Raw genomic sequence first — 21,025 nt, 5'->3', positions numbered from 1 at the left:
ATAAAATGTACCCCACCCATTCGTCCCGTTGTTTGTTAATCCGATAACATGCGGTGACAAGGATTCACTTCATCAGCAGACCCTGGCTACGGAAATGTCTTGCTGCCATCCACTATCGGGTTTTTTTATGATGCGTAAATAGTGAGGAGGGTGTGACACGCATGGTAGAAATACATCATGAAAAAACCAATTTTGTCAGTATTTTCACCCGATTTTAACCTTTTTAACAATCAATAATGTTCATTAAATAACCGTTCAAGACAATTTTCGTATGGTTTTTTTAGGGTAGTAATCGTAATTTTTATGTGTTTTTTGGATTTTTATATCAATAAAACTTATTTTTTGGTTTTAATTTTAACTTAATGTGTTTTTTTGCCTGATTTTCCTTCTGTTTTTTTGTGATTTCGGTTTGTAAATCCTAACATGTAATATTGACGGCTTTGTGATCTGTTGACACATTGATGGCGTTTACAGGGAGGAGATTGGCGGAGTACCTGGAGTGAAAATGATTACCCAGGGACAAGGCGGCGGTCTTTTTCCACGTTGCTGCGTGTCATTCCCTCTTTCGTTATCCGCGCCTTCGGGCCGATATAAGTACAGGCCGCCTCGATAAGAACAACAGGTCTGGCTAACACACAACATCCACAATGGAGCTAACGTAGATGGCTAACTCCCTGATTAAATCAAGGGTATTGAAATTCAGCCTTGGTCTGCTGGCGCTGTCCGTAGCCGCTGGCGTACAGGCGAAAACACTGGTGTATTGCTCGGAAGGTTCGCCGGAAGGGTTTAATCCGCAGTTGTTTACTTCCGGCACCACGTTTGATGCCAGCTCGCTTCCTATTTACAACCGTTTGGTGGAATTCAAAAGCGGCACCACGGAGATTGAGCCGGGTCTGGCCGAGAAGTGGGACATCAGTGCAGATGGCAAAACCTATACTTTTCACCTGCGTAAAGGTGTGAAGTGGCAGGACGGCAAAGAATTTAAACCGAGCCGCACGCTTAACGCGGACGATGTACTGTTCTCCTTCCAGCGTCAGCTGGACGCCAACCACCCGTATCACAAGGTATCCGGCGGCAGTTACGAATACTTTGAAGGCATGGGGATGCCGGAACTGATCAGCAAGATCGAAAAAGTGGACGATGACACGGTTCGCTTCCAGCTGACCCGCGCTGAAGCGCCGTTCCTGGCCGATTTGGCGATGGACTTCGCTTCCATTCTGTCCGCTGAGTACGCCGACAAGATGCTCAAAGCCGGCACGCCGGAAAAAATCGACCTGGATCCGATCGGTACCGGCCCGTTCCAGTTGCAGCAGTACCAGAAAGATTCCCGTATCCTCTACAAGCGTTTCGACGATTTCTGGGGCACCAAACCGGGTATCGATCGTCTGGTTTTCTCCATCACGCCTGACGCCTCTGTCCGTTATGCCAAGTTGCAGAAAAACGAATGTCAGATCATGCCGTATCCGAATCCGGCGGATCTGGCCAGCATGAAGCAGGATAAAAACATCAACCTGCTGCAGAAACCGGGGCTGAACGTCGGTTATCTGTCCTACAACGTCGAGAAGAAACCGCTGGACAACGTGAAAGTGCGTCAGGCGCTGACTTACGCGGTCAACAAGCAGGCCATCATCGACGCGGTGTATCAGGGCGCCGGCCAGGCGGCCAAGAACCTGATTCCGCCGACGATGTGGGGTTATAACGACGATGTGAAGGACTACGTTTACGATCCGGTCAAGGCGAAAGCGTTGCTGAAGGAAGCCGGTCTGGAAAACGGTTTCGAGATCGACCTGTGGGCGATGCCGGTACAGCGTCCGTACAACCCGAACGCCCGTCGTATGGCGGAGATGATTCAGGCTGACTGGGCGAAAGTCGGCGTGAAAGCCACCATCGTCACCTACGAATGGGGTGAGTACCTGAAACGCGCCAAAGCCGGCGAACACCAGACCGTGCTGATGGGCTGGACGGGCGACAACGGGGATCCGGATAACTTCCTGGCCACCCTGTTCAGCTGCGACGCGGCGAAGAAAGGTTCCAACTACTCCAAGTGGTGCTACAAGCCGTTTGAGGATTTGATTCAACCGGCGCGTGCAACTTCCGATCAGGCTAAACGTATCGAGCTGTACAAACAGGCTCAGGTGGTGATGCACGATCAGGCGCCTGCGCTGATTGTGGCTCACTCCACTGTGTACGAACCGATCCGTCAAAACGTGAAGGGCTATGTCATCGAGCCGCGCGGCGTGCATAGCTTCAACCACGTATCATTAGATTAATCATCCGTCACGTTACGTTCATGGGCGATAGCCGTTGTGCTATCGCCCCTGTTGTTTCCTGAGAGCTGCGGTTTTCAGCCAATCAACGGGGGTGGTTCCTTCGCCCGATTAAGCCTTGTTTCGCAACGGCGTCTATGCAGGCAAAGACCTGCGGGCGTCGAAGAAAGCGCCGAACCAGGCTTGCCATGATGAGCAATGACAAGCCCGATGGTGTATGCCATCGGGCGTTTTATACAGAGAGTTCGGGATATGTTGCAGTTCATACTCCGACGTTTGGGGTTGGTTATCCCAACGTTTATCGGCATCACCTTGCTGACTTTCGCTTTCGTGCATCTGATCCCCGGCGACCCGGTAACGATCATGGCGGGAGAGCGCGGAATTTCGCCTGAGCGTCACGCCCAATTAATGGCGGAGCTGGGCCTGGATAAACCGCTGTGGGAACAGTATCTCCATTACATCAATGGCGTACTGCACGGCGATCTGGGGATGTCGCTCAAAAGCCGCATGCCGGTATGGGACGAGTTTGTGCCGCGTTTCAAAGCCACGCTGGAACTGGGCGTCTGCGCCATGATTTTCGCGGTGATCGTCGGGATTCCGGTCGGTGTGCTGGCGGCGGTCAAGCGTGGTTCCATTTTCGATCATACTGCGGTCAGCGTGGCGCTGACCGGCTACTCCATGCCGATTTTCTGGTGGGGCATGATGCTGATCATGCTGATGTCGGTACACTTCAACCTGACGCCGGTGTCCGGCCGTATGGGCGATACCGTGTTTTTGGACGACTCCCTGCCGCTGACCGGCTTCGTACTGGTTGATACCCTGATCTGGGGCGCTGAGGGTGATTTCAAGGACGCCGTCATGCACATGATTTTGCCGGCGATAGTGTTGGGCACCATTCCACTGGCGGTGATCGTGCGTATGACCCGTTCCGCCATGCTGGAAGTGCTGGGGGAAGACTACATTCGCACCGCCCGCGCCAAAGGGTTGAGCCGCCTGAGGGTGATCGTGGTGCATGCGCTGCGCAATGCCATGCTGCCGGTCGTGACGGTGATCGGCCTGCAGGTGGGCACCATGCTGGCGGGCGCTATTCTGACCGAAACCATTTTCTCCTGGCCGGGCTTGGGGCGCTGGCTGATCGACGCGCTGCAACGCCGTGATTACCCGGTGGTACAAGGCGGGGTGCTGCTGGTCGCCACCATGATCATCATGGTGAACCTGCTGGTTGACCTGCTGTACGGCGTGGTCAACCCGCGCATCCGGCACAAGAAATAAGGGGAGAGACGGAAATGAGTCAAGTTACAGAGCCGGTGGCCAATGCCCCGGCGCCGATGACCCCGTTGCAGGAATTCTGGCACTACTTTAAACGCAACAAAGGCGCGGTAGTCGGTCTGGTTTATGTGGCGATCATGCTGGTTTTAGCGCTGGGCGCCGGCGTGCTGGCGCCGCATTCGCCGGCCGAGCAGTTTCGTGAAGCGTTGCTGCACCCGCCGGTATGGCAGGACGGCGGCAGCTGGCAGTTTCTTCTGGGAACCGACGATGTCGGCCGCGATATTCTGTCGCGCCTGATGTACGGCGCGCGCCTGTCGCTGTTGGTCGGCTGCCTGGTGGTGGTGATGTCGTTGATCCTCGGCATCGTCTTCGGGCTGGTGGCCGGTTACTTCGGCGGCGCCGTTGACGCGGCCATTATGCGTCTGGTGGATATCATGCTGGCGTTGCCCAGCCTGTTGCTGGCGCTGGTGCTGGTGGCGATTTTCGGGCCGTCCATCGTCAATGCTTCGCTGGCGTTGACCTTCGTCTCTTTACCGCATTATGTGCGCCTGACGCGCGCGGCGGTGCTGGTGGAAGTCAATCGCGATTATGTGGTGGCATCCCGTGTGGCGGGCGCCGGCGCATTGCGCCAGATGTTCGTCAACATTTTCCCCAACTGCCTGGCGCCGCTGATCGTGCAGGCATCAATGGGCTTTTCCAACGCCATTCTCGACATGGCTGCGCTTGGGTTCCTCGGTATGGGCGCACAGCCGCCGACGCCGGAGTGGGGCACCATGCTGTCCGACGTGCTGCAGTTTGCGCAGAGCGCCTGGTGGGTGGTGACGTTCCCCGGCCTTGCCATTCTGCTGACAGTATTGGCATTCAACCTGATGGGGGATGGCTTGCGTGATGCCCTCGACCCCAAACTCAAGCAGTAACAGAGGTGGAGCGATGGCGTTACTCAATGTAGAACAATTGTCGGTGCATTTTGGCGACGACAAACTGCCGTTCAAGGCGGTGGATCGCATCAGTTATCAGGTCGAGCAGGGGCAGGTGGTCGGCATCGTCGGCGAATCCGGTTCCGGCAAATCCGTCAGTTCGCTGGCGATCATGGGGCTGATTGATTTCCCCGGCAAGGTGATGGCCGACCGGCTGGAATTTGACCGGCGCGATTTACAGACGCTGTCTGAAAAAGAGCGGCGTCAATTGGTCGGGTCGGAAGTGGCGATGATTTTCCAGGATCCGATGACCAGCCTTAACCCGTGTTACACCGTGGGCTACCAGATCATGGAAGCCATCAAGGTACATCAGGGCGGCAACCGTAAAACCCGCCGTCAACGGGCTATCGATCTGTTGAATCAGGTCGGTATCCCTGATCCGGAATCGCGGCTGGATGTGTTTCCGCATCAGCTGTCCGGGGGGATGAGCCAGCGCGTGATGATCGCCATGGCGATCGCCTGCCGGCCCAAGCTGTTGATCGCCGACGAGCCGACGACGGCGCTGGACGTGACCATTCAGGCGCAGATCATCGAACTGCTGCTGGACTTGCAGCAGAAAGAGAACATGGCGCTGATCCTGATTACCCACGATCTGGCGCTGGTGGCGGAAGCGGCGCAGCACATCATCGTGATGTACGCCGGTCAGGTGGTGGAATCGGGCCGGGCGGAGGATATTTTCCATGCGCCGCGTCACCCTTACACCCAGGCGTTATTGCGCGCATTGCCGGAGTTTGCGGTGGATAAATCCCGTCTGGCGTCGCTGCCGGGCGTGGTGCCGGGCAAGTATGACCGGCCGAACGGCTGCCTGCTGAATCCACGCTGTCCGTATGCCAGCGATCGTTGCCGTCAGGAAGAACCTGCGCTGCGGGATATCCCCGGTCGTCAGGTGAAATGTCACACACCGCTGGATGATGCGGGGAGGCCAACCGTATGAGCCAGACCATGAATGACGCCGGGCAGCCCTGGTTGCTGCAGGCGATTGATTTAAAGAAATATTACCCGGTTAAAAAGGGCATGTTCGCCCCGGAGCGGCTGGTGAAGGCGCTGGACGGCGTGTCTTTCACGCTTGAGCGCGGCAAAACGCTGGCGGTGGTGGGGGAATCCGGTTGCGGCAAATCGACGCTCGGCCGTTTGTTGACCATGATCGAAACCCCGACGCACGGCGAGCTGTACTACAAGGGACAGGATCTGCTAATACCGGATCCAGCGGCGCAGAAGCTGCGGCGGCAGAAGATCCAGATCGTGTTCCAGAACCCTTATGCGTCGCTCAATCCACGCAAAAAGGTCGGGCAGATTCTGGAAGAGCCGCTGGTGATCAATACCGATCTCAGCAGGGCGGAGCGTCGTGAAAAAGCGCTGGCGATGATGGCGAAAGTCGGTTTGAAAACCGAACACTACGATCGCTACCCGCATATGTTCTCCGGCGGCCAGCGTCAGCGTATTGCCATCGCTCGCGGCCTGATGCTCGAGCCGGATGTGGTGATTGCCGACGAGCCGGTGTCGGCGCTGGACGTCTCGGTGCGCGCGCAGGTGCTGAACCTGATGATGGATTTGCAGCAGGAGATGGGGCTGTCCTATGTGTTCATTTCCCATGACCTGTCGGTGGTGGAGCATATCGCCGACGAAGTGATGGTAATGTACCTCGGACGCTGCGTGGAGAAAGGCAGCAAGGCGCAGATTTTCGACAATCCGCGTCACCCTTATACGCAGGCGCTGTTGTCGGCGACGCCACGCCTGAACCCGACGGCCCGCCGTGAGCGCATCAAGCTGACCGGCGAGCTGCCGAGCCCGCTTAATCCGCCGCCGGGATGCGCGTTCAGCGCCCGCTGCCAGCACCGTTTCGGCACCTGCACCCAGTTGCAGCCGCCGCTGAAAAGCTACGGCGAACAGCTGGTGGCCTGCTTTGCGGTTGAGCAGGAAGAAGAGCGGAACGCAACATCGGTCGAATAATCCCCGCCTGGAAATCCTGTCTGGCGGCCGGGCTTGATCACGCAAGCCCGGCCGCGTGGGAACCGTGGGGATGTCTTATTTCCGCCGTCGCCCGCCGACACAAATCTGGCGCCGACCGGACGGTTTCGAGCATTTCCCTCGTCGAACCACACCCGTCGTGTTAGCGCTCGCTTACCCACTGCGCCAGCAGCCTGATGGCCTGATGCACCTCTTCGTTCCAGCCGAAACCGGCATTCAAGCGTAAACACCGCGCATAGCGATTGTCGCTGGCGAAAATATGCCCCGGCGCAATACCGATGCCTTCCTGGCGTGCCCGGGAGAAGAGCTCGCGGGATGAGGCCGAACCGGGCGGTAACGTCACCCAGATGACATAACCGCCTTCCGGCTGCGAGACGACGGTGCCGGCCGGGAAATAACGTAACACGGCGTGGCGTAAATGGGCGATCTGGCGCTCCAGCTCGCGCCGCAGCCGACGCAGATGCGCATCGTAACCGCCGTTGCGCAGCAGTTCCGCCAGCGCGACCTGCGGTGTCAGGGAGGTGCCCATGGTGGAGGTGAACTTCAGCGCGGCGATTTTGCGCTGCCAGCGCACGCTGCTGACCCAACCGATGCGGATGCCGGGGCCGACGGTTTTGGAAAACCCGTTGCACAGCAGCACATTCTGGCTGTAGGCCCGCAGCGGAAACGGGCGTCGATCGCCGAAGGCGGTATCGGCAAAGGTATCGTCTTCAATCAGCGCGATATCATGGCGGTCTGCGGCGGCGGCGATACGGCGTTTTTTCTCTTCCGGCAGGCTGGTGCCGAGCGGATTATTGATATTGGTCAGGGAGATAAACGCACTGACCTGCCGTTTGGCGAACAGCGATTCCAGTTGTTCCACATCCACATGGCCGTTGGCGTCCGGGCCGACTTCGACCACCCGCAGCGCCAGATTGCGTAACATCTGCAACAGTACGAAATAGCACGGCGATTGTACGGCGACGGCGTCGCCCGCCTGAGTAACCGCCCGCAGCGAGAGTGACAGCGCTTCGATACAACCGTTGGTGATCAGCATGTCTTCCGGCGCCAGATGGCAGCCGTAGTCGAGCGCCCGACGGGCAATTTCTATTTTTAGCGGCAGATAGCCGCTGCCTTTGACGTCATTGCCCAGCAACATCGGATCCGCGTAGCTGATCTGGCGGATGAGTCGTCCCATTTTTTTCAATGGATAGAGCGCGTTATCGCCGTTGGCGAGATCGAGACGTACCCGGCATTCCGTGCCTACCAGCGAGAGATGCAACGCCATCTGTTCGTCCAGCGCCGGTAACGCTACCGGCTGCGGCGGTGTCGTTATGCAAACAGTGCTAGTGGTCGCCGCGACAAAAAATCCGGATTTGGGACGGGCGACGGCGAAATGTTCGTCCTCCAGCGTTCGTAACACCTTCATGGCGGTGGTGGCGCTGGTCCCGTGCTGTTGCGCCAGCGCCCTAACCGACGGCAGACGGTGATTGGCGGGCAGTGTGCCTGAGCGGATGGCCTGAATGAAATGATCGGCTATCTGTCGATAACGGGGCATAGCGGACATGAAAACAACCTAAAGGCAACGGCATTGAGGTGGACAGAGTACGTTGAACACCGCGCCGCGTGCAATGCCGCCCGCCGACGGGGCGACCCCGCCGACAAGGCATTGGCATCAGCCGGGGTTATTCCAGATAGGTGAATACGCGCAACCGGTGGCCGTCCGGATCCTGCGCGGTGAAGGTATAACCGAAATCCATCTCCAGCGGTGTTTGGATAATGGTCACTGTCTGCTCGATCCAACGGGCGTAGCAGGCATCGACATCGGCCCGGGTTTTCAGGCGAAACGCCAGCTCGCCGGAGAAACCCTCCTGCCGGATGGCTGGCTGAACGGTGTGTTTTGACCACAGCCCCAGCAAAGTATCCGTTGTGAGTGCAAACAGGGCAAAGGTGGGAGATTGCTCCAGCGGCGTTTGTTCCAGTAATTGGCGGTAAAAGTGAGCGCTGTGAGCCGGATTATCAACATAGAGCAGGATGTAGTGCGCTTCGGTCATGGTGAACTCCTTGAGCGTTGAGGAATGTGTCGAGCCCAAACCTTAGCGTGAAGCGCTGACAGTTTTTGTCAGCAGTGTCGGGAACGGTCTGTATTGAGATAGATGGGATCAACGGGTTAGAACGGCAGGCTGATCCCCTCCTGTTCGCTCCATTGCTTGAGCAGACGGCGCCGGGATACCGGGTAGGTCTGTTCTTCCACCCGTAGCGCAAGGATGCTGTCGGTGCGGAAATGGCGGAAAGCCTGGCGTGTTTCGCACCAGGCGCCGACCAGGCGTACCTGTTCAAAATAGCCGAGCACAAAGGGCCAGATGCAACGTTCCGACTCCTGTCCCTGACGATCCCGGTAGCGTACCGTCACTTTGCGTCCGCGGCGGATGGCCCGGCGTAACAACGGGATATCGACGGTATCCGTGGTATTTTCGCGCGGCGTGGCGACCAGCAAGGCGGTGGCGTCCAGCGTTTCCCGCAGCGTATCCGGCAAGATGGCGGCTATCTTCATCAATGCGCTGCGGGCGCCTTCCTGCAAACGGGGATCCGCCTGTCTGGCGACCCAGCGCGAACCCAGCACCAGCGCTTCGATCTCCTCTTCGCTGAACATCAGCGGCGGCAGGGTAAAACCGGGCAACAACACATAACCCAGGCCGGCCTCGCCGACGATGGTTGCGCCCTGCTCCTGCAATGTGGCGATATCGCGATAAAGCGTGCGCAGACTGACGCCCAGTTGCTCCGCCAGCTGCGGGCCGGGGACGGCAAACCGGTGATTTCGCAGCAGTTGAACCAGAGTCAGTAGTCGCTGGGTTCGGGACATAGGCGCCTCATCGTCGCGTCGTGATGGCTGGAGCACATATTCTATACCGGTCATACGCCACGTTGCAGGGGCGAGGCGCAACCCATGCGCCGCAATCTATCCGCCCGTCTGTATTACCTGTTATTGCCGGCGTCTGTGTCTGTCGGCCGGCCTGTTTTATCAGTAACGTTGCTAAAACGCGGCGTGGGTGAGCGCTTCATGAAGAGCAGGAAAAGACGATGACGATAAAAGACAGGTTGCTGGCGCTTTGCGTGGTGGTGATATGGGGCGTGAATTTTGTGGTGATAAAAGTCGGGTTGCAGCATATGCCGCCATTGTTGCTGGCGGGGTTGCGTTTTTTGCTGGTGGCGTTCCCGGCCATTTTGCTGGTGCCTCGTCCCCGTCTGCCTGTGCGCTGGTTGGCCGCCTATGGTATGACCATCAGTTTCGGTCAGTTCGCCTTTCTGTTCAGCGCCATCAAGTTGGGCATGCCGGCGGGACTCGCCTCGCTGATCTTGCAGGCGCAGGCGTTTTTCACGCTGATGATCGGCGGTCTGTGTTTTGGTGAACGGTTACGCTGGAATCAATATGTCGGCATGGCTGCCGCCGCCGGAGGAGTTTTGGTACTGGCGGAGGGCAGCACGATTTCGGTGTCCGGCATTACGCTGACCGCGTTGTTGCTGACGCTGGCGGCTGCATTTTCCTGGGCCTGCGGCAACCATTGCAACCGGCAGATTATGCAGCGGTATGCGGTAAACGCCATGTCGCTGGTGATTTGGAGCGCGTTGATTCCAGCCGGGTTGTTTTTGCTGTGTTCATGGTGGTTTGAAAGCGGAGAACGGGTAACGGCAAGTTTGGCAACCATCAGCCTGTCTACGGTGCTGGCGTTGATGTATCTGTCTTTTCTGTCAACCATCATTGGGTATGGGCTGTGGGGCCGATTGCTGGCACGTTATGACACCTGGCGCGTGGCGCCGCTGTCGTTGCTGGTGCCGATCGTCGGGCTGTTGAGCGCCATGTTGTTGCTGGGCGAGACGTTATCCTGGGTGCAACTGGCCGGTATTTTGCTGGTGATGCTGGGATTGTTGATCAATCTGTTCGGTTCGCGGCTTATTTTTTTGAAGCGAGTTCGATATTCATAGTAAATTCATATTCTCGCTAATAGTGTCTCCTTCTGTTTCAGAAGGAGATTTTTTTTATGGAAATTATGGCACTATTTAAATTTATTTATGTGTCATAACCAAGAGTTTTTTATTTGTATTATTGCTTTTATTAGAGCATTCAACGAATTATTAAGGAGGAGGTAAACAAGTTCTCATGAAAAAAACGAATATTCATTAGAATATGACGCGGTATTTTATGGACGTTATATATCATTTTTTATTATTAAATTGTTGTTTATGTAATTTTCAATACTGAAAAATGAATTTGATGTTGCTGGGTTTTGTTTTTTATCAAAAGGTAATTTACCTCATGTCTAAATATGGGTATAAATAATAGACTCATGGCCTGTATTTCGCCCTGTGATCCAGTGCTTCATTCGTCAATTATCCTTTTGAGGATATTTCAATAACATGAAAAATTATGATGATATGCAGCGCTTTAAGGACAAAGCCCGTATAAAAGATATCACGTTCAGGGATATGTCCGGTCCGATATCGCAGCCGGAAACGGCGGTCTGGCCGGTTGTCAGGTCATTGCTAAAAATCCAAGAACCTCAAGATGTTGCACTGGGTGGTGAACCCGCCAATGCCGCGCATGCGGAGCGTGTCAGGTTTGAGCACCTTGCTACGCCGATGATGCCGGCCAGGGTGAGTGACGCGACTGTCAGGACGTCCGGCGCCGTTGAGTCCTCCCGCTCATTGATCGGCGAGATTGATGCTTTGCTGGTATCGCATGATGCGCCCTTGCCTGAACCGGAAAGGATCGTGAGTGCGGTCTTGCCGTCGGTTGACCCCGCGCCAGTGATACCGACAAGCCCCCCGTTCATGTCGACTGCGCCGGCCCCTACGCCCGTTTCTTTGCCGGAACAGCCGCTATTCCAAAACGCGCGCCATGACGTACCGCCAGAACCCCCCCGTTTTCGGAGTCTGTTCAGCGCCTATAATAAGCCAACAAGTTCGGTGGTATCGAAAGATATGCCGCTGGAACCACTACTGAAGAAGATTGCATCATGCCGTTGATTTGTATTTGTTCCCCTAAAGGTGGCGTTGGTAAGACGACTGTCGCAGCCAATCTGGCTTATACGCTGGCGCGTAGCGGTAGCAAAGTGTTGGCGATTGATTTTGATCCGCAAAACGCGCTGCGGCTACATTTCGGCGTCGCGCTGACCGATGCCCGCGGCTATGTCGCCAAATCGGGCGATGTGGCGGACTGGAGTCAATCGATCCTGACGACGGACGAGAACATTTTCCTGCTGCCATACGGCGACGTGACGGAAGAACAGCGTCTGGCGTTTGAACACAGTCTGGAAACCGATCCGCTATTTCTGCAACGAGGGCTCAGCACGGTGATGAATTATCCGGGGCTGGTGGTGGTGGCGGATTTTCCTCCTGGCCCAGGCCCCGCGCTGAAGGCGATGACGAATCTGGCCGACCTGCATCTGGTGGTCATGCTGGCGGATACCGCCTCGCTCTCGGTATTTCCGCACATTGAAGGGAATAAACTCACCGGTGAAGAGTTGAACCACAAAAAAGGCTATTACCTGTTGTTGAATCAGACCGATAACCGTCGTTCGGTCAGCAGTCAGGTGACGTCGTTCGTGCAACAGCGGATGGCGGACAAGTTGATTGGCTGCGTTCATCGCGATGAAAGCGTCGCAGAGGCCAACGCATCACAACGATCTATTTTCGATTTCAATCCGGTATCGGCGGCGGCATTCGATATTGAGCTGATCGGTAAACGGGTTGCGTCCGTGCTGGATATTAAAATAGGTAATGGCGAAGTCCACGCCGATTTTAAAACCGGCTAAAAAGTCGAATTAATGACCTTTTCTTTGACTTTATTGTAACCATCTGTTTTAACAGACTTTTTTCATTAAATCTCTGTCAGGATAATCTATGAAAAAGATCCTGTTTTATGTGCTGTTGTTGGTACTTTTGCCTGCAGCGATCGTGATTGTCATTACGCCGATGGACAGCCAGAAACAATATATTTTTGGTCTGGTCAGTATGGCGATCATGTTTTTGTTGGGGTTCAGCAAGCGCCGTGAAATTTCGGTTGTGCTGGTTATTTTGTCGGTGCTGATGTCCACCCGCTATATTTATTGGCGCGCCACCGAAACCCTGCATTTCAATTCTGAAATCGAAGCGTTGCTCGGTATTGGGCTGTTTGCCGCCGAGCTGTATGTCTGGGTGGTATTGATGCTCGGCTTCCTGCAGACCACCTGGCCGCTGGAGCGCACCATCGAGCCGTTGCCGGAAGATTCCAGCCTGTGGCCGACGGTGGACGTCTATATTCCCACCTATAACGAAAGTCTGGACGTGGTGAGAGACACGGTGCTGGCTGCCCAATGTATCGACTACCCGCGCGACAAAATGAAGGTTTATCTGCTGGACGACGGCAAACGCGACGAGTTCGCGGTATTCGCCGCGCAGGCGGGGGTGGGGTATATCACCCGCAACAATAACGCTCACGCCAAAGCGGGCAACCTCAACCATGCGATGACGCTGACTCAGGGCGAGTTGATTTGCGTGTTTGACTGTGACCACGTCGCGAAGCGCATTTTCCTACAGGCGACGGTCGGCCCGTTCCTGTCGGATCCCAAACTGGCGTTGCTGCAAACGCCGCACTATTTCTATTCGCCGGATCCGTTTGAGCGCAACCTGCGTCTGGCGAGCAATATGCCGAACGAGGGCTCGTTGTTCTACGGCCCGGTACAACAGGGCAACGATACCTGGAACGCCACCTTCTTCTGTGGTTCCTGCGCGGTGATTCGCCGCGCGGCGCTGGATGAAATCGGCGGTTTTGCGGTGGAAACCGTGACGGAAGATGCCCATACCGCCATGAAATTACAGCGCCGCGGTTGGAAATCCGCCTTCCTGTCGATCCCGCTGGCGGCCGGTCTGGCGACCGAGCGTCTGGTGTTGCATGTGATCCAGCGTACCCGCTGGGCGCGCGGCATGACGCAGATTTTCCGTATGGATAACCCGTTGCTGGGGCGCGGTCTGACCTGGCAGCAGCGCCTGTGTTATCTCAACGCTATGCTCCATTTCCTGTTCGGCTTGCCGCGCGTGGTGTTTTTGACGGCGCCGTTGGCGTACCTGCTCTTCAATCTCAACATCATCCATTCATCGGCAGAAATGATTTTCGCCTATGTTTTACCGCATCTGGTGATGTCCATTTATGTCAACTCCCGCATGAATGGCCGTTATCGCTACAGCTTCTGGGGCGAAATCTATGAAGCGGTGATGTCGTTCCATCTGGTCATTCCCACGTTGGTTACACTGATTTCGCCGAAACACGGCAAGTTTAACGTGACCGACAAAGGCGGCCTGCTGGATGAAGGATTCTTTGACTTCCGTATTGTGCGGCCTCACATCATCACCGCTTTCCTGCTGGTGGCTGGGCTGGCGGCAGGGATTACGCGCATGCTCGCCCACGAGTATTTCAATGTTGACCCGTATGTCGTGGCGTTGAATATGGGATGGGCGGCGTTCTGCTTGCTGATTCTGCTGGCGGCCATCGCCGTAGCGCGTGAAACCAAACAGGTACGCAAAACCATCCGTATCGATGTGGATATGCCGGTCATTATCCATTACGCCAGTGGTATCGCTTCCCGTTCCAAAACCATCAACCTGTCGATGGGCGGCGCGCAGATTAAAGCGCCGGATCTGCGCCACAAGCATGACGAGATCGAAGCCATCGAACTGTTGGTGCAGTCCAGCGAGATTTGTATTCCGGTGCAATCCGTGGCGACGGATGACGAAATCATCCGCCTGCGGTTTGACGATATTCCGCTGAGCCATCGTCGGGCATTGGTGCGCGTGGTGTTGTCGCGCGCCGATGCGTGGATGAACACGCCGTGGCCGAAGGATAACCCGCTGCGCTCGTTGTGGGCGATTGTGTGTACCGTTTACGACTTTTTCGGCGCATTGCTGACTTTCCGGCGGAAAAAAGCCGCTTCCGAGAAGGCATCGGTGGCTAATGAGGGAGATATGCCGGTATGAGACCACGTATTCTCAACACCCTATTGTCAGTGTGCGTCGGCAGCGTATTGACGCTGGCGACCGGTTGGGCGCTGGCGGCGGGCGAAGGCGATGCGCAGGAACGGTTGCCGGAGATGCTGAGCCCAGGCGGCGACAGCGCCCACGGTTCGGCGGCCGCCTCTGCCGCCGTGCCGACGAACGCGCCTGCGGCTTCATCCTTGTCGACTGTGCCGTCGAACACGTCGGCTGTTTCATCCTTGCCGACGATGCCGGCGTTGACGCCGGTACCGGCGCCGACAGCGGCGTCAGGTTCGGCACCCGCCGCCGAGGCTACGCCAGCGACGACCACGCCGACGGTCATTGTCCCCTGGCTGGCGTTACAGAGCAGCGGAGCAGGCGCTTACCAACCGCTGGCCAGTGCGATTACCGTTGCGCAGATGGGGCAACTGGACGGGATCACGCTGGCGGGCGGGCAAGCGCAGGCTGGGATCGTCTTTACGCTTCCGGCTGATCAGGTCATCACTAACGCCCGGCTGGATCTTTCCCTGCGTGTTTCTCCCGAGCTGGCGGCGCTGAATACCTCCATGCAGATGATGCTGAACGGGCAACCGCTGGGCACCATTCCTCTCAATAGCGCCAGCGGCGGCGAAACCGCCAATTACCAGCTGGATATCCCGGCGGCGATGGTGGTATCCAGCAATAACCTCAGTTTTCGCGTTAATGACGCCGAGCGCCTGCTGTGCGAACGCGACAGCGCCGCCCGCTATAACGTGACCATCCTGCCGACGACATCGTTGCAGCTGGAAGGCCAACAATTGAACATCGGTACCCGGCTGGCGAATTTCCCCCGTCCGTTTATCGATAACATGCAGATGACGCCGGCCATTGTACCGATGGTGTTCCCGGCGAATGTCTCGCCGGCGCAGGTCAGCGCGGCGATGCTGGTGGCGTCCTGGATGGGGATTCAGCGCGATGGATATGGCGTGTCCTTCCCGGCGTTGCACGATGCTTTACCGGAGAAAAACGGCATCGTTTTCGGGATGCCGGGGCAGAAAATCGGCAGTCTGACGCTGCCGGACGCCGCCGGGCCGACGCTCAAGTTGATCGATAATCCGGATAACCCGGTCTACAAGCTGATGCTGGTGCTGGGACGCGATGAGGGGCAATTGCGTCAGGCAGCGTACCGTTTGGTTAGCCAGACGCTGGATCTGGATGATTCCACGCTGGCGGTAGCGCCGCAGACCATTCCGTTTCGCAAGGCTTACGACGCGCCGACCTGGATTACCACTGATCGTCCGGTACACCTGAGCGAGCTGTTACGCAAAGACCAAAGCATGACCACCAGCGGCATCTGGCATGATCCGTTGCGTATTAACTTCCGCGCGGCGCCGGATCTGTTCTTGTGGGACGGGGGAACGGTGCCGGTGCAGATTGATTACCGTTTTCCTGCGGAAAGCTGGATTGATGAAGACCGCTCGCAGTTGAACGTGACCCTGAACGGCACTTTTCTGCGCAATCTGACGGTGAATAAGATCGGGGCTTTGCAGCATCTATGGCGCCAGATTGGCGGCGATAGCCGTCAGGAAAGTTATCTGCTGAAGGTCGAGCCGTACCTGATTTACGGTTATAACCAGTTTCAGCTCTATTTCGATATTCGTGCCCGCGAAGATGCGCCCTGCAACGTGTTGCTCAACAACAATATCAAAAGCCAGATTAAGGACAGCGCATCCATCGATCTGACCGATACGCGGCATTTCACGCTGTTGCCGAATCTGTCCTATTTCGTGGGGGCGGCGTTCCCGTTCTCCCGGCTGGCGGACTACGCCCAGACAGTGATCATGCTGCCGGAGAAACCCTCCGATGCGGAAATCAGTCTGGCGCTGGATCTGGCGGGACGCGCCGGGGACAGCACCGGCGTTACCCTGAACCATAATCGCGTTATCTTCGGTTTGCCCAATTCGGATGCGGATCGCGAGAAACTGCGCAACAGCGATGTGCTGGTGGTGTCCTCGTTGCAGCAGTCGGGCTTCCCCCAATCGCTGCTGGACGGTTCGCCGTTTCGTATCAGCGGGCACACGCTGGGCGCTAATACGCTGGGCACCTGGCCGAAATTAATGACCTTGCTGACGGGGGATTGGGAGCGTTCACCGATGGATGCCGATCGTTATTTTTCCTCCAATGAAGCCTGGCGTGGTTTTATCAGTTATCGCTCGCCGTGGAGCTCGGATCGCGTGGTGGTGATGGCGACGGCCAGCAATGACGAGCAATTGTTGCGTCTGCACAGCGATTTGAACGTCAGCGCGTTGAATGCCGGTATCCGCGGCGACGCGGCCATCATTACCGATGAGAATGGCGTGCACAGTTTTCGGGTCGGTCCGCAGTTCCCACGCGGTGAAATGCCCTGGTACATGATGCTGGTCTGGTACGCCAATCAGCATGCGGTACTGTTGGCGCTGTCCGCATTGGCGCTGGCGTTGGTTTTAGGGTTGGGGTTGGCTGGCGTATTGAAGCGTCAGATTCATCGTCGGTTGAATACCCGGCAGCGGTATTCGGGGTCGGAAAAATAAGCGAATCTCCTATGAAAATCACAACATTCAATACCAGGGTACGACGGTTGGGGTATTTGACCAGTGTGATGGTGTCCGGCGCGTTGGCTCTGCCTGCGCTGGCGGCCGACCCCAATCCGGCGGTACAGGCGCTGTTCGACCAGGCCGACTATTGGCACCAGCGCTCGCATGACGAGCTGGCGCGGGATGCATTGCAGAAAATCCTGATGGTGGACGCCAATAACCCGCAGGCGCTGTACCTGATGGCGCTATACGCCCAGAACGCGGGCAATAACGCGGAGGCGACGAAGTGGCGCGATCGTTTAAGCAAAGTATCGCCGCAAGATCCCCGACTGACGGCACTGGATAACGCCAGACAGGCGGCGACTATTCCTCAGGCGCAGTTAACGCTGGCGCGCCAGCAGGCGCGCAGCGGCAATATTACGGCGTCGTTGCAGACCTGGCGCAATCTGTTTGTCGGAAATCAACCGCCCGCCAGCGTGGCGGCGGAATACTACCTGACCATGGCGGGCGACCGGACATTGCTGCCGCAAGCGATCGACCATCTGCGGGAGTTTTCGGCGTCTCACCCGCAGGATACCAACGCCACGCTGGCGTTGGGTAAAGCGCTAACCTATCAGGAGCCGACGCGACGCGAGGGCCTGCAAATCCTCAGCGGGTTGGCATCAGGCAATGACGACGCGGATCGCGCCATGCGGCAAGCGTTGCTGTGGCTCGGGCCGAAATCGGAAGACGCTTCGCTGTATCAGGTCTATCAACAGCGTCATCCGCAGGATTCAGCGGTGATGGATTATTACCGCAAGAACATCGGCGGTAACGAGAAGGACAAAGGGTTTACCGCACTCAATAACGGCGACCTGCAAACCGCACAGGAGGCGTTCAGCCAGGCGTTGAAGTCCAACCCCGACGACGCCGATGCGCTGGCGGGGATGGGGTATGTCTCCCAGCGTCGCGGCGACTTTAAGGCCTCGGCGGATTATCTGGCTCGCGCCGCCCGTCAGGGTGGGCAGAGCAGCACGCAACGCCAGCAGCAGGCTGACGATGCCCGTTTTTATTCACAGTTGAATAGCGCACAACAGGCGATGAAGTCCGGTGATGCCGCGCAGGCATTGACGATCAGCGAACCATTGACGCAAGAGTCCGGCGAGAAGGGCATTTCGGCGAAGTTGTTCCGTGCCGACGTATTGCGGCGCAGCAACCGGTTTACCGAAGCGGAAGAGATGTACCGCAGCGTGCTGCAAAGCGATGCGGAAAACCGTAATGCCAAAGAAGGGTTGTATTACGTGCTGCGCCAGCAAAACCGCGGTGCGGAGGCCAATGCCTATCTGGCGGCGCTGCCGGCAAGCGTGCGTCAAAGCGTGACGCCGAAGCCGGTGGACGTCAGCGATCCGCTGCGTGCGCAGGCGAAACAGGAACTGGCGGCGGGGAATACGGCCCGGGCAATCGGTTTACTCCAGCAGGGAATGCAGCGTTTTCCGAACGATGGCTGGGTGCGGCTCGATCTGGCGCGTATTTATCGGCAACAGGGAGATACCGCGTCGGCTGCGACGTTGATGCAACCCCTACAGCGGCCCAATGCGACCCCGGACGATCTGTATGCCGCCGCGCTGTTCGCCAGCGAGAGCGAGGCCTGGCAGCAGTCCAGTTCCCTGTTGACGCGCATTCCGCCGCGTAATCAGAACCAGGCGGTGCGCGATTTGTCGCAGCGGGTCAATTTCAATTTGCAGATGGCGACGGCGCAGGTTTATCTGTCCCGCGGCGAAAATGCCGCCGCAGCCAATACGCTGCGGGCGTTGACGGTTGCGCCGCCGGAAAACCCGGTGGATGCCGGTAAGCTGGCGCAGGCGCTGGCGGCGGCCGGTGAAACCGGCGCGGCGATTTCGGTGGTGCGCAGCAACATGCAGCGTGGGGTGCAGGGCGGCGCGGGTGAATACGCCGCGCAGATCGGCGTGCTGAATCAGGCCGGGCTGGTGAATGAAGCGCAAGCGTGGCTGAACAAGCCGGAGCTGATAGCGCGCAGTACGCCGACGCAGCTGGAAGGTTTGCGCAATGGCAATGTTATCCGCGAGGCGGATCGTCTGCGTGAGGATCAACAGTACGCGGCGGCTTACGATATGTTGGCTCGCGCGTTGCAGCGCGATCCGAAGAATACCGATCTGATGTTCGCGATGGCGCGTCTCTACCAGTCCGGCAAGATGACGAAAGAGGCGGGAGAGGTTTATAGCTATCTGATAGCGAATGACACGCCGACCCAGGATGCGCGCGTCGGCGCCATCAACGTGGCGCTGGCGCAGAATGATACGCAGCGAGCCCGTTCGTTGGCGAATGGCCTGCAGGGTGAACAGACGCCGGAACGCTTGTTGTTGTTAGCGCGGGTGGCCGACGCCGAAGGCGATAAAGACAAAGCGATGTCCTATCTGCGTACCGCCAGAGCGAAGGCGGTCGGGCTGGATAATGCGGCGGTATCGGGCGACGATTGGCGGCCTGGCGGCCTGGCGGTGGCGGACAACCCCTTTATTTATCGATCATCGTCGGAAAGCAGCCGTGCTGCGGCCACCGCCGCCAGCCGGACACCGACGACGTCGTCCTATGGCAACGTGATGCCGTGGCAGCGCTCCAGCGGCGTCGCGACCGGGGATACTCAACTGGCCTCCACCTCCGTATCCTCCCAGCAGGAAGAGACGCTGAACCAGATCACCCGCATGATGGACGATATCGATCGCGATACCGGCGGCTGGGCGCAGGCCGGGGTGCAGATGCGTAGCCGCGATGGCGAATCCGGCCTGAGCCGGTTGAATGAAATCAAAGCGCCGTTGACCTGGTCGAGCGGGACTTTCGGCGATGCGCGCATCAACTTTACCGCGACGCCGATGACCATGAGTTCGGGCAGCGCCAGCGGGGACGCTTACCGGCGTTATGGCGCGGGCGCCGGAGCGGTTGCGGTACAAAATATCGTCGATACCATCAATGGATTGCAGACGACGAATGCGACGTTGTATCAAAACATTCTTAGCACTCTTGGGCTTTCCAGCGTCAGTTTCAATGACCTGAATCCGCTTACCGCCAGCGGGCGTAACAACATTAATTCGATAGTCGGCTCGCTGTCGTCCGCCACTAGACCTGACGTGAATACGGCGACCACCAGTTCGACGGATTCCCAGAAAGCGACCGGGACGGAGCTGAACTTCGCGCTGATCGGCAAGAACTACAAGCTGGATTTGGGCAGTACGCCGTTGGGGCAGGAGTTGACCACGATTGTCGGCGGCGTGCAGTGGTCGCCCAAGCTGTCGGACTTCCTGACTTTGGTGTTGACCGGGGAGCGTCGGGCCGTTACCGACAGCCTGCTTTCCTATGTCGGTCAGAAAGAGGCGTTTACCGGCCGGTATTGGGGGCAGGTCACTAAAAAACGGCGGCAATGCGTTGCTGAGTTATGACAATGGCGATGCGGGTTTCTACGGCGGTATCGGCGCCTATAGCTATCTGGGCGAGAATGTGAAAAGTAACCGTGCGTTGATGGCCAATGCCGGCGCCTATGTTCGCCCGGTGCATGAGCGCGATCGCGAGCTGAAAACCGGTATCAGCCTGAGCTGGATGGATTTCGATAAGAACCTGAGTTACTACAGCTATGGTCAGGGCGGTTATTTCAGCCCGCAGAACTATGTGTCGGTCTCGTTCCCGATTGAGTGGAGCCAGCGATATGACAACCTGAACCTCAAGGCGGGTGTTTCCGTAGGGTATCAGTCCTATACCCGCGATAAGAGCGATTACTTCCCCAATAATCCGGAATGGCAGACGTTCCTTGACGACGCAGTGACCAACGGTTTCGCCAGGGAATCCCATTATGCCGGTGATAGCAAAAACGGTATTGGTTACAACGTGCATCTCGGCGCCGACTATCGCGTCACCAAAGACGTTACCGTCGGCGGGCAACTGGGTTATGACACGTTCGGCAATTACAACGAAACATCGGCCCTGCTCTATTTCCGTTATGGGCTTGGGGGTAAATAAG

The 21,025-nt window shown here is 57.2% G+C and carries 15 protein-coding genes; 12 read left to right on the top strand and 3 right to left on the bottom strand.

All coding sequences use genetic code 11. The features are described 5' to 3' along the window. Nucleotides 1–662 precede the first annotated feature (662 nt). From dppA to dppF, 5 genes are all read left to right on the top strand, one after another. Entirely contained in the window at nucleotides 663–2,270 is a 1,608-nt protein-coding gene (dppA, locus tag DPA2511_RS20095; RefSeq protein WP_015855552.1) for a dipeptide ABC transporter periplasmic-binding protein DppA, read from the top strand. Between the two features lie 249 nt (nucleotides 2,271–2,519). Beyond that, a complete protein-coding gene (gene dppB / locus DPA2511_RS20090; RefSeq protein ID WP_015855551.1) occupies nucleotides 2,520–3,539 on the top strand; it encodes a dipeptide ABC transporter permease DppB in 1,020 nt (339 codons plus the stop codon). 14 nt (nucleotides 3,540–3,553) lie between these two features. After that, complete coding sequence (gene dppC / locus DPA2511_RS20085) at nucleotides 3,554–4,453, top strand: dipeptide ABC transporter permease DppC (RefSeq protein ID WP_015855550.1); 900 nt, start codon at nucleotides 3,554–3,556, stop codon at nucleotides 4,451–4,453. Nucleotides 4,454–4,466: 13 nt separating this feature from the next. Then, nucleotides 4,467–5,447: a dipeptide ABC transporter ATP-binding protein gene (dppD, locus tag DPA2511_RS20080; RefSeq protein ID WP_015855549.1), complete on the top strand. Its 981-nt coding sequence runs from the start codon at nucleotides 4,467–4,469 to the stop codon at nucleotides 5,445–5,447. Next, on the top strand, nucleotides 5,444–6,463 hold the full coding sequence (gene dppF / locus DPA2511_RS20075; protein WP_015855548.1) for a dipeptide ABC transporter ATP-binding subunit DppF: 1,020 nt from the start codon (nucleotides 5,444–5,446) through the stop codon (nucleotides 6,461–6,463). Before dppD ends, dppF begins: the two co-directional genes overlap by 4 nt. 160 nt (nucleotides 6,464–6,623) lie before the next feature. On the opposite strand, the gene DPA2511_RS20070 is transcribed toward dppF, so the two are convergent. From DPA2511_RS20070 to DPA2511_RS20060, 3 genes are all read right to left on the bottom strand, one after another. Then, nucleotides 6,624–8,027, bottom strand: a complete 1,404-nt coding sequence (locus tag DPA2511_RS20070) for an aminotransferase-like domain-containing protein (protein WP_015855547.1) — start codon at nucleotides 8,025–8,027, stop codon at nucleotides 6,624–6,626. Between the two features lie 118 nt (nucleotides 8,028–8,145). Next, nucleotides 8,146–8,514, bottom strand: coding sequence for a VOC family protein (locus DPA2511_RS20065; protein WP_015855546.1), 369 nt, complete (start codon nucleotides 8,512–8,514; stop codon nucleotides 8,146–8,148). A gap of 116 nt (nucleotides 8,515–8,630) precedes the next feature. After that, the gene (locus DPA2511_RS20060) at nucleotides 8,631–9,323 is read right to left on the bottom strand and encodes a helix-turn-helix transcriptional regulator (protein WP_015855545.1); all 693 of its coding nucleotides are present in this window, start codon (nucleotides 9,321–9,323) and stop codon (nucleotides 8,631–8,633) included. A gap of 218 nt (nucleotides 9,324–9,541) precedes the next feature. Here DPA2511_RS20060 and DPA2511_RS20055 point away from each other — a divergent pair, with 218 nt between their 5' ends. From DPA2511_RS20055 to DPA2511_RS24325, 7 genes are all read left to right on the top strand, one after another. Next, nucleotides 9,542–10,444, top strand: coding sequence for an EamA family transporter (locus tag DPA2511_RS20055; RefSeq protein ID WP_015855543.1), 903 nt, complete (start codon nucleotides 9,542–9,544; stop codon nucleotides 10,442–10,444). Nucleotides 10,445–10,876: 432 nt separating this feature from the next. Further along, nucleotides 10,877–11,485 (top strand): cellulose biosynthesis protein BcsO, encoded by a 609-nt coding sequence (gene bcsO, locus DPA2511_RS20050; RefSeq protein WP_015855542.1) that lies wholly within the window; start codon nucleotides 10,877–10,879, stop codon nucleotides 11,483–11,485. After that, complete coding sequence (gene bcsQ, locus DPA2511_RS20045) at nucleotides 11,476–12,273, top strand: cellulose biosynthesis protein BcsQ (RefSeq protein ID WP_015855541.1); 798 nt, start codon at nucleotides 11,476–11,478, stop codon at nucleotides 12,271–12,273. Before bcsO ends, bcsQ begins: the two co-directional genes overlap by 10 nt. 88 nt (nucleotides 12,274–12,361) lie before the next feature. Then, nucleotides 12,362–14,470 carry a UDP-forming cellulose synthase catalytic subunit gene (bcsA, locus tag DPA2511_RS20040; RefSeq protein ID WP_015855540.1) on the top strand — a complete coding sequence of 703 codons (2,109 nt, stop codon included), beginning with the start codon at nucleotides 12,362–12,364 and terminating at the stop codon, nucleotides 14,468–14,470. Beyond that, complete coding sequence (bcsB, locus tag DPA2511_RS20035) at nucleotides 14,467–17,016, top strand: cellulose biosynthesis cyclic di-GMP-binding regulatory protein BcsB (RefSeq protein WP_015855539.1); 2,550 nt, start codon at nucleotides 14,467–14,469, stop codon at nucleotides 17,014–17,016. Before bcsA ends, bcsB begins: the two co-directional genes overlap by 4 nt. A gap of 11 nt (nucleotides 17,017–17,027) precedes the next feature. Continuing rightward, on the top strand, nucleotides 17,028–20,450 hold the full coding sequence (locus DPA2511_RS22220; protein ID WP_404821608.1) for a tetratricopeptide repeat protein: 3,423 nt from the start codon (nucleotides 17,028–17,030) through the stop codon (nucleotides 20,448–20,450). After that, nucleotides 20,437–21,024 (top strand): cellulose synthase subunit BcsC-related outer membrane protein, encoded by a 588-nt coding sequence (locus tag DPA2511_RS24325; protein ID WP_035049900.1) that lies wholly within the window; start codon nucleotides 20,437–20,439, stop codon nucleotides 21,022–21,024. The genes DPA2511_RS22220 and DPA2511_RS24325 overlap by 14 nt, the downstream gene beginning before the upstream one ends. The last annotated feature ends 1 nt before the right edge of the window (nucleotide 21,025 follow it).

The sequence above is a fragment of the Musicola paradisiaca NCPPB 2511 genome, from assembly GCF_000400505.1.
GTDB classification, from domain to species: Bacteria; Pseudomonadota; Gammaproteobacteria; order Enterobacterales; family Enterobacteriaceae; genus Musicola; species Musicola paradisiaca.
Note: the sequence above shows the minus strand (reverse complement) of the source record. Positions and strands in the feature narration are given on the sequence as shown.

Coding starts and splice junctions, on each gene's coding strand:
- DPA2511_RS20065 (WP_015855546.1), bottom strand. CDS start 8,514: ATGACCGAAGCGCACTACATCCTGCTCTATGTTGATAATCCGGCTCAC.
- DPA2511_RS20070 (WP_015855547.1), bottom strand. CDS start 8,027: ATGTCCGCTATGCCCCGTTATCGACAGATAGCCGATCATTTCATTCAG.
- bcsQ (WP_015855541.1), top strand. CDS start 11,476: ATGCCGTTGATTTGTATTTGTTCCCCTAAAGGTGGCGTTGGTAAGACG.
- bcsB (WP_015855539.1), top strand. CDS start 14,467: ATGAGACCACGTATTCTCAACACCCTATTGTCAGTGTGCGTCGGCAGC.
- dppD (WP_015855549.1), top strand. CDS start 4,467: ATGGCGTTACTCAATGTAGAACAATTGTCGGTGCATTTTGGCGACGAC.
- DPA2511_RS20060 (WP_015855545.1), bottom strand. CDS start 9,323: ATGTCCCGAACCCAGCGACTACTGACTCTGGTTCAACTGCTGCGAAAT.
- DPA2511_RS20055 (WP_015855543.1), top strand. CDS start 9,542: ATGACGATAAAAGACAGGTTGCTGGCGCTTTGCGTGGTGGTGATATGG.
- dppA (WP_015855552.1), top strand. CDS start 663: ATGGCTAACTCCCTGATTAAATCAAGGGTATTGAAATTCAGCCTTGGT.
- bcsO (WP_015855542.1), top strand. CDS start 10,877: ATGAAAAATTATGATGATATGCAGCGCTTTAAGGACAAAGCCCGTATA.
- dppC (WP_015855550.1), top strand. CDS start 3,554: ATGAGTCAAGTTACAGAGCCGGTGGCCAATGCCCCGGCGCCGATGACC.
- bcsA (WP_015855540.1), top strand. CDS start 12,362: ATGAAAAAGATCCTGTTTTATGTGCTGTTGTTGGTACTTTTGCCTGCA.
- dppB (WP_015855551.1), top strand. CDS start 2,520: ATGTTGCAGTTCATACTCCGACGTTTGGGGTTGGTTATCCCAACGTTT.
- DPA2511_RS22220 (WP_404821608.1), top strand. CDS start 17,028: ATGAAAATCACAACATTCAATACCAGGGTACGACGGTTGGGGTATTTG.
- dppF (WP_015855548.1), top strand. CDS start 5,444: ATGAGCCAGACCATGAATGACGCCGGGCAGCCCTGGTTGCTGCAGGCG.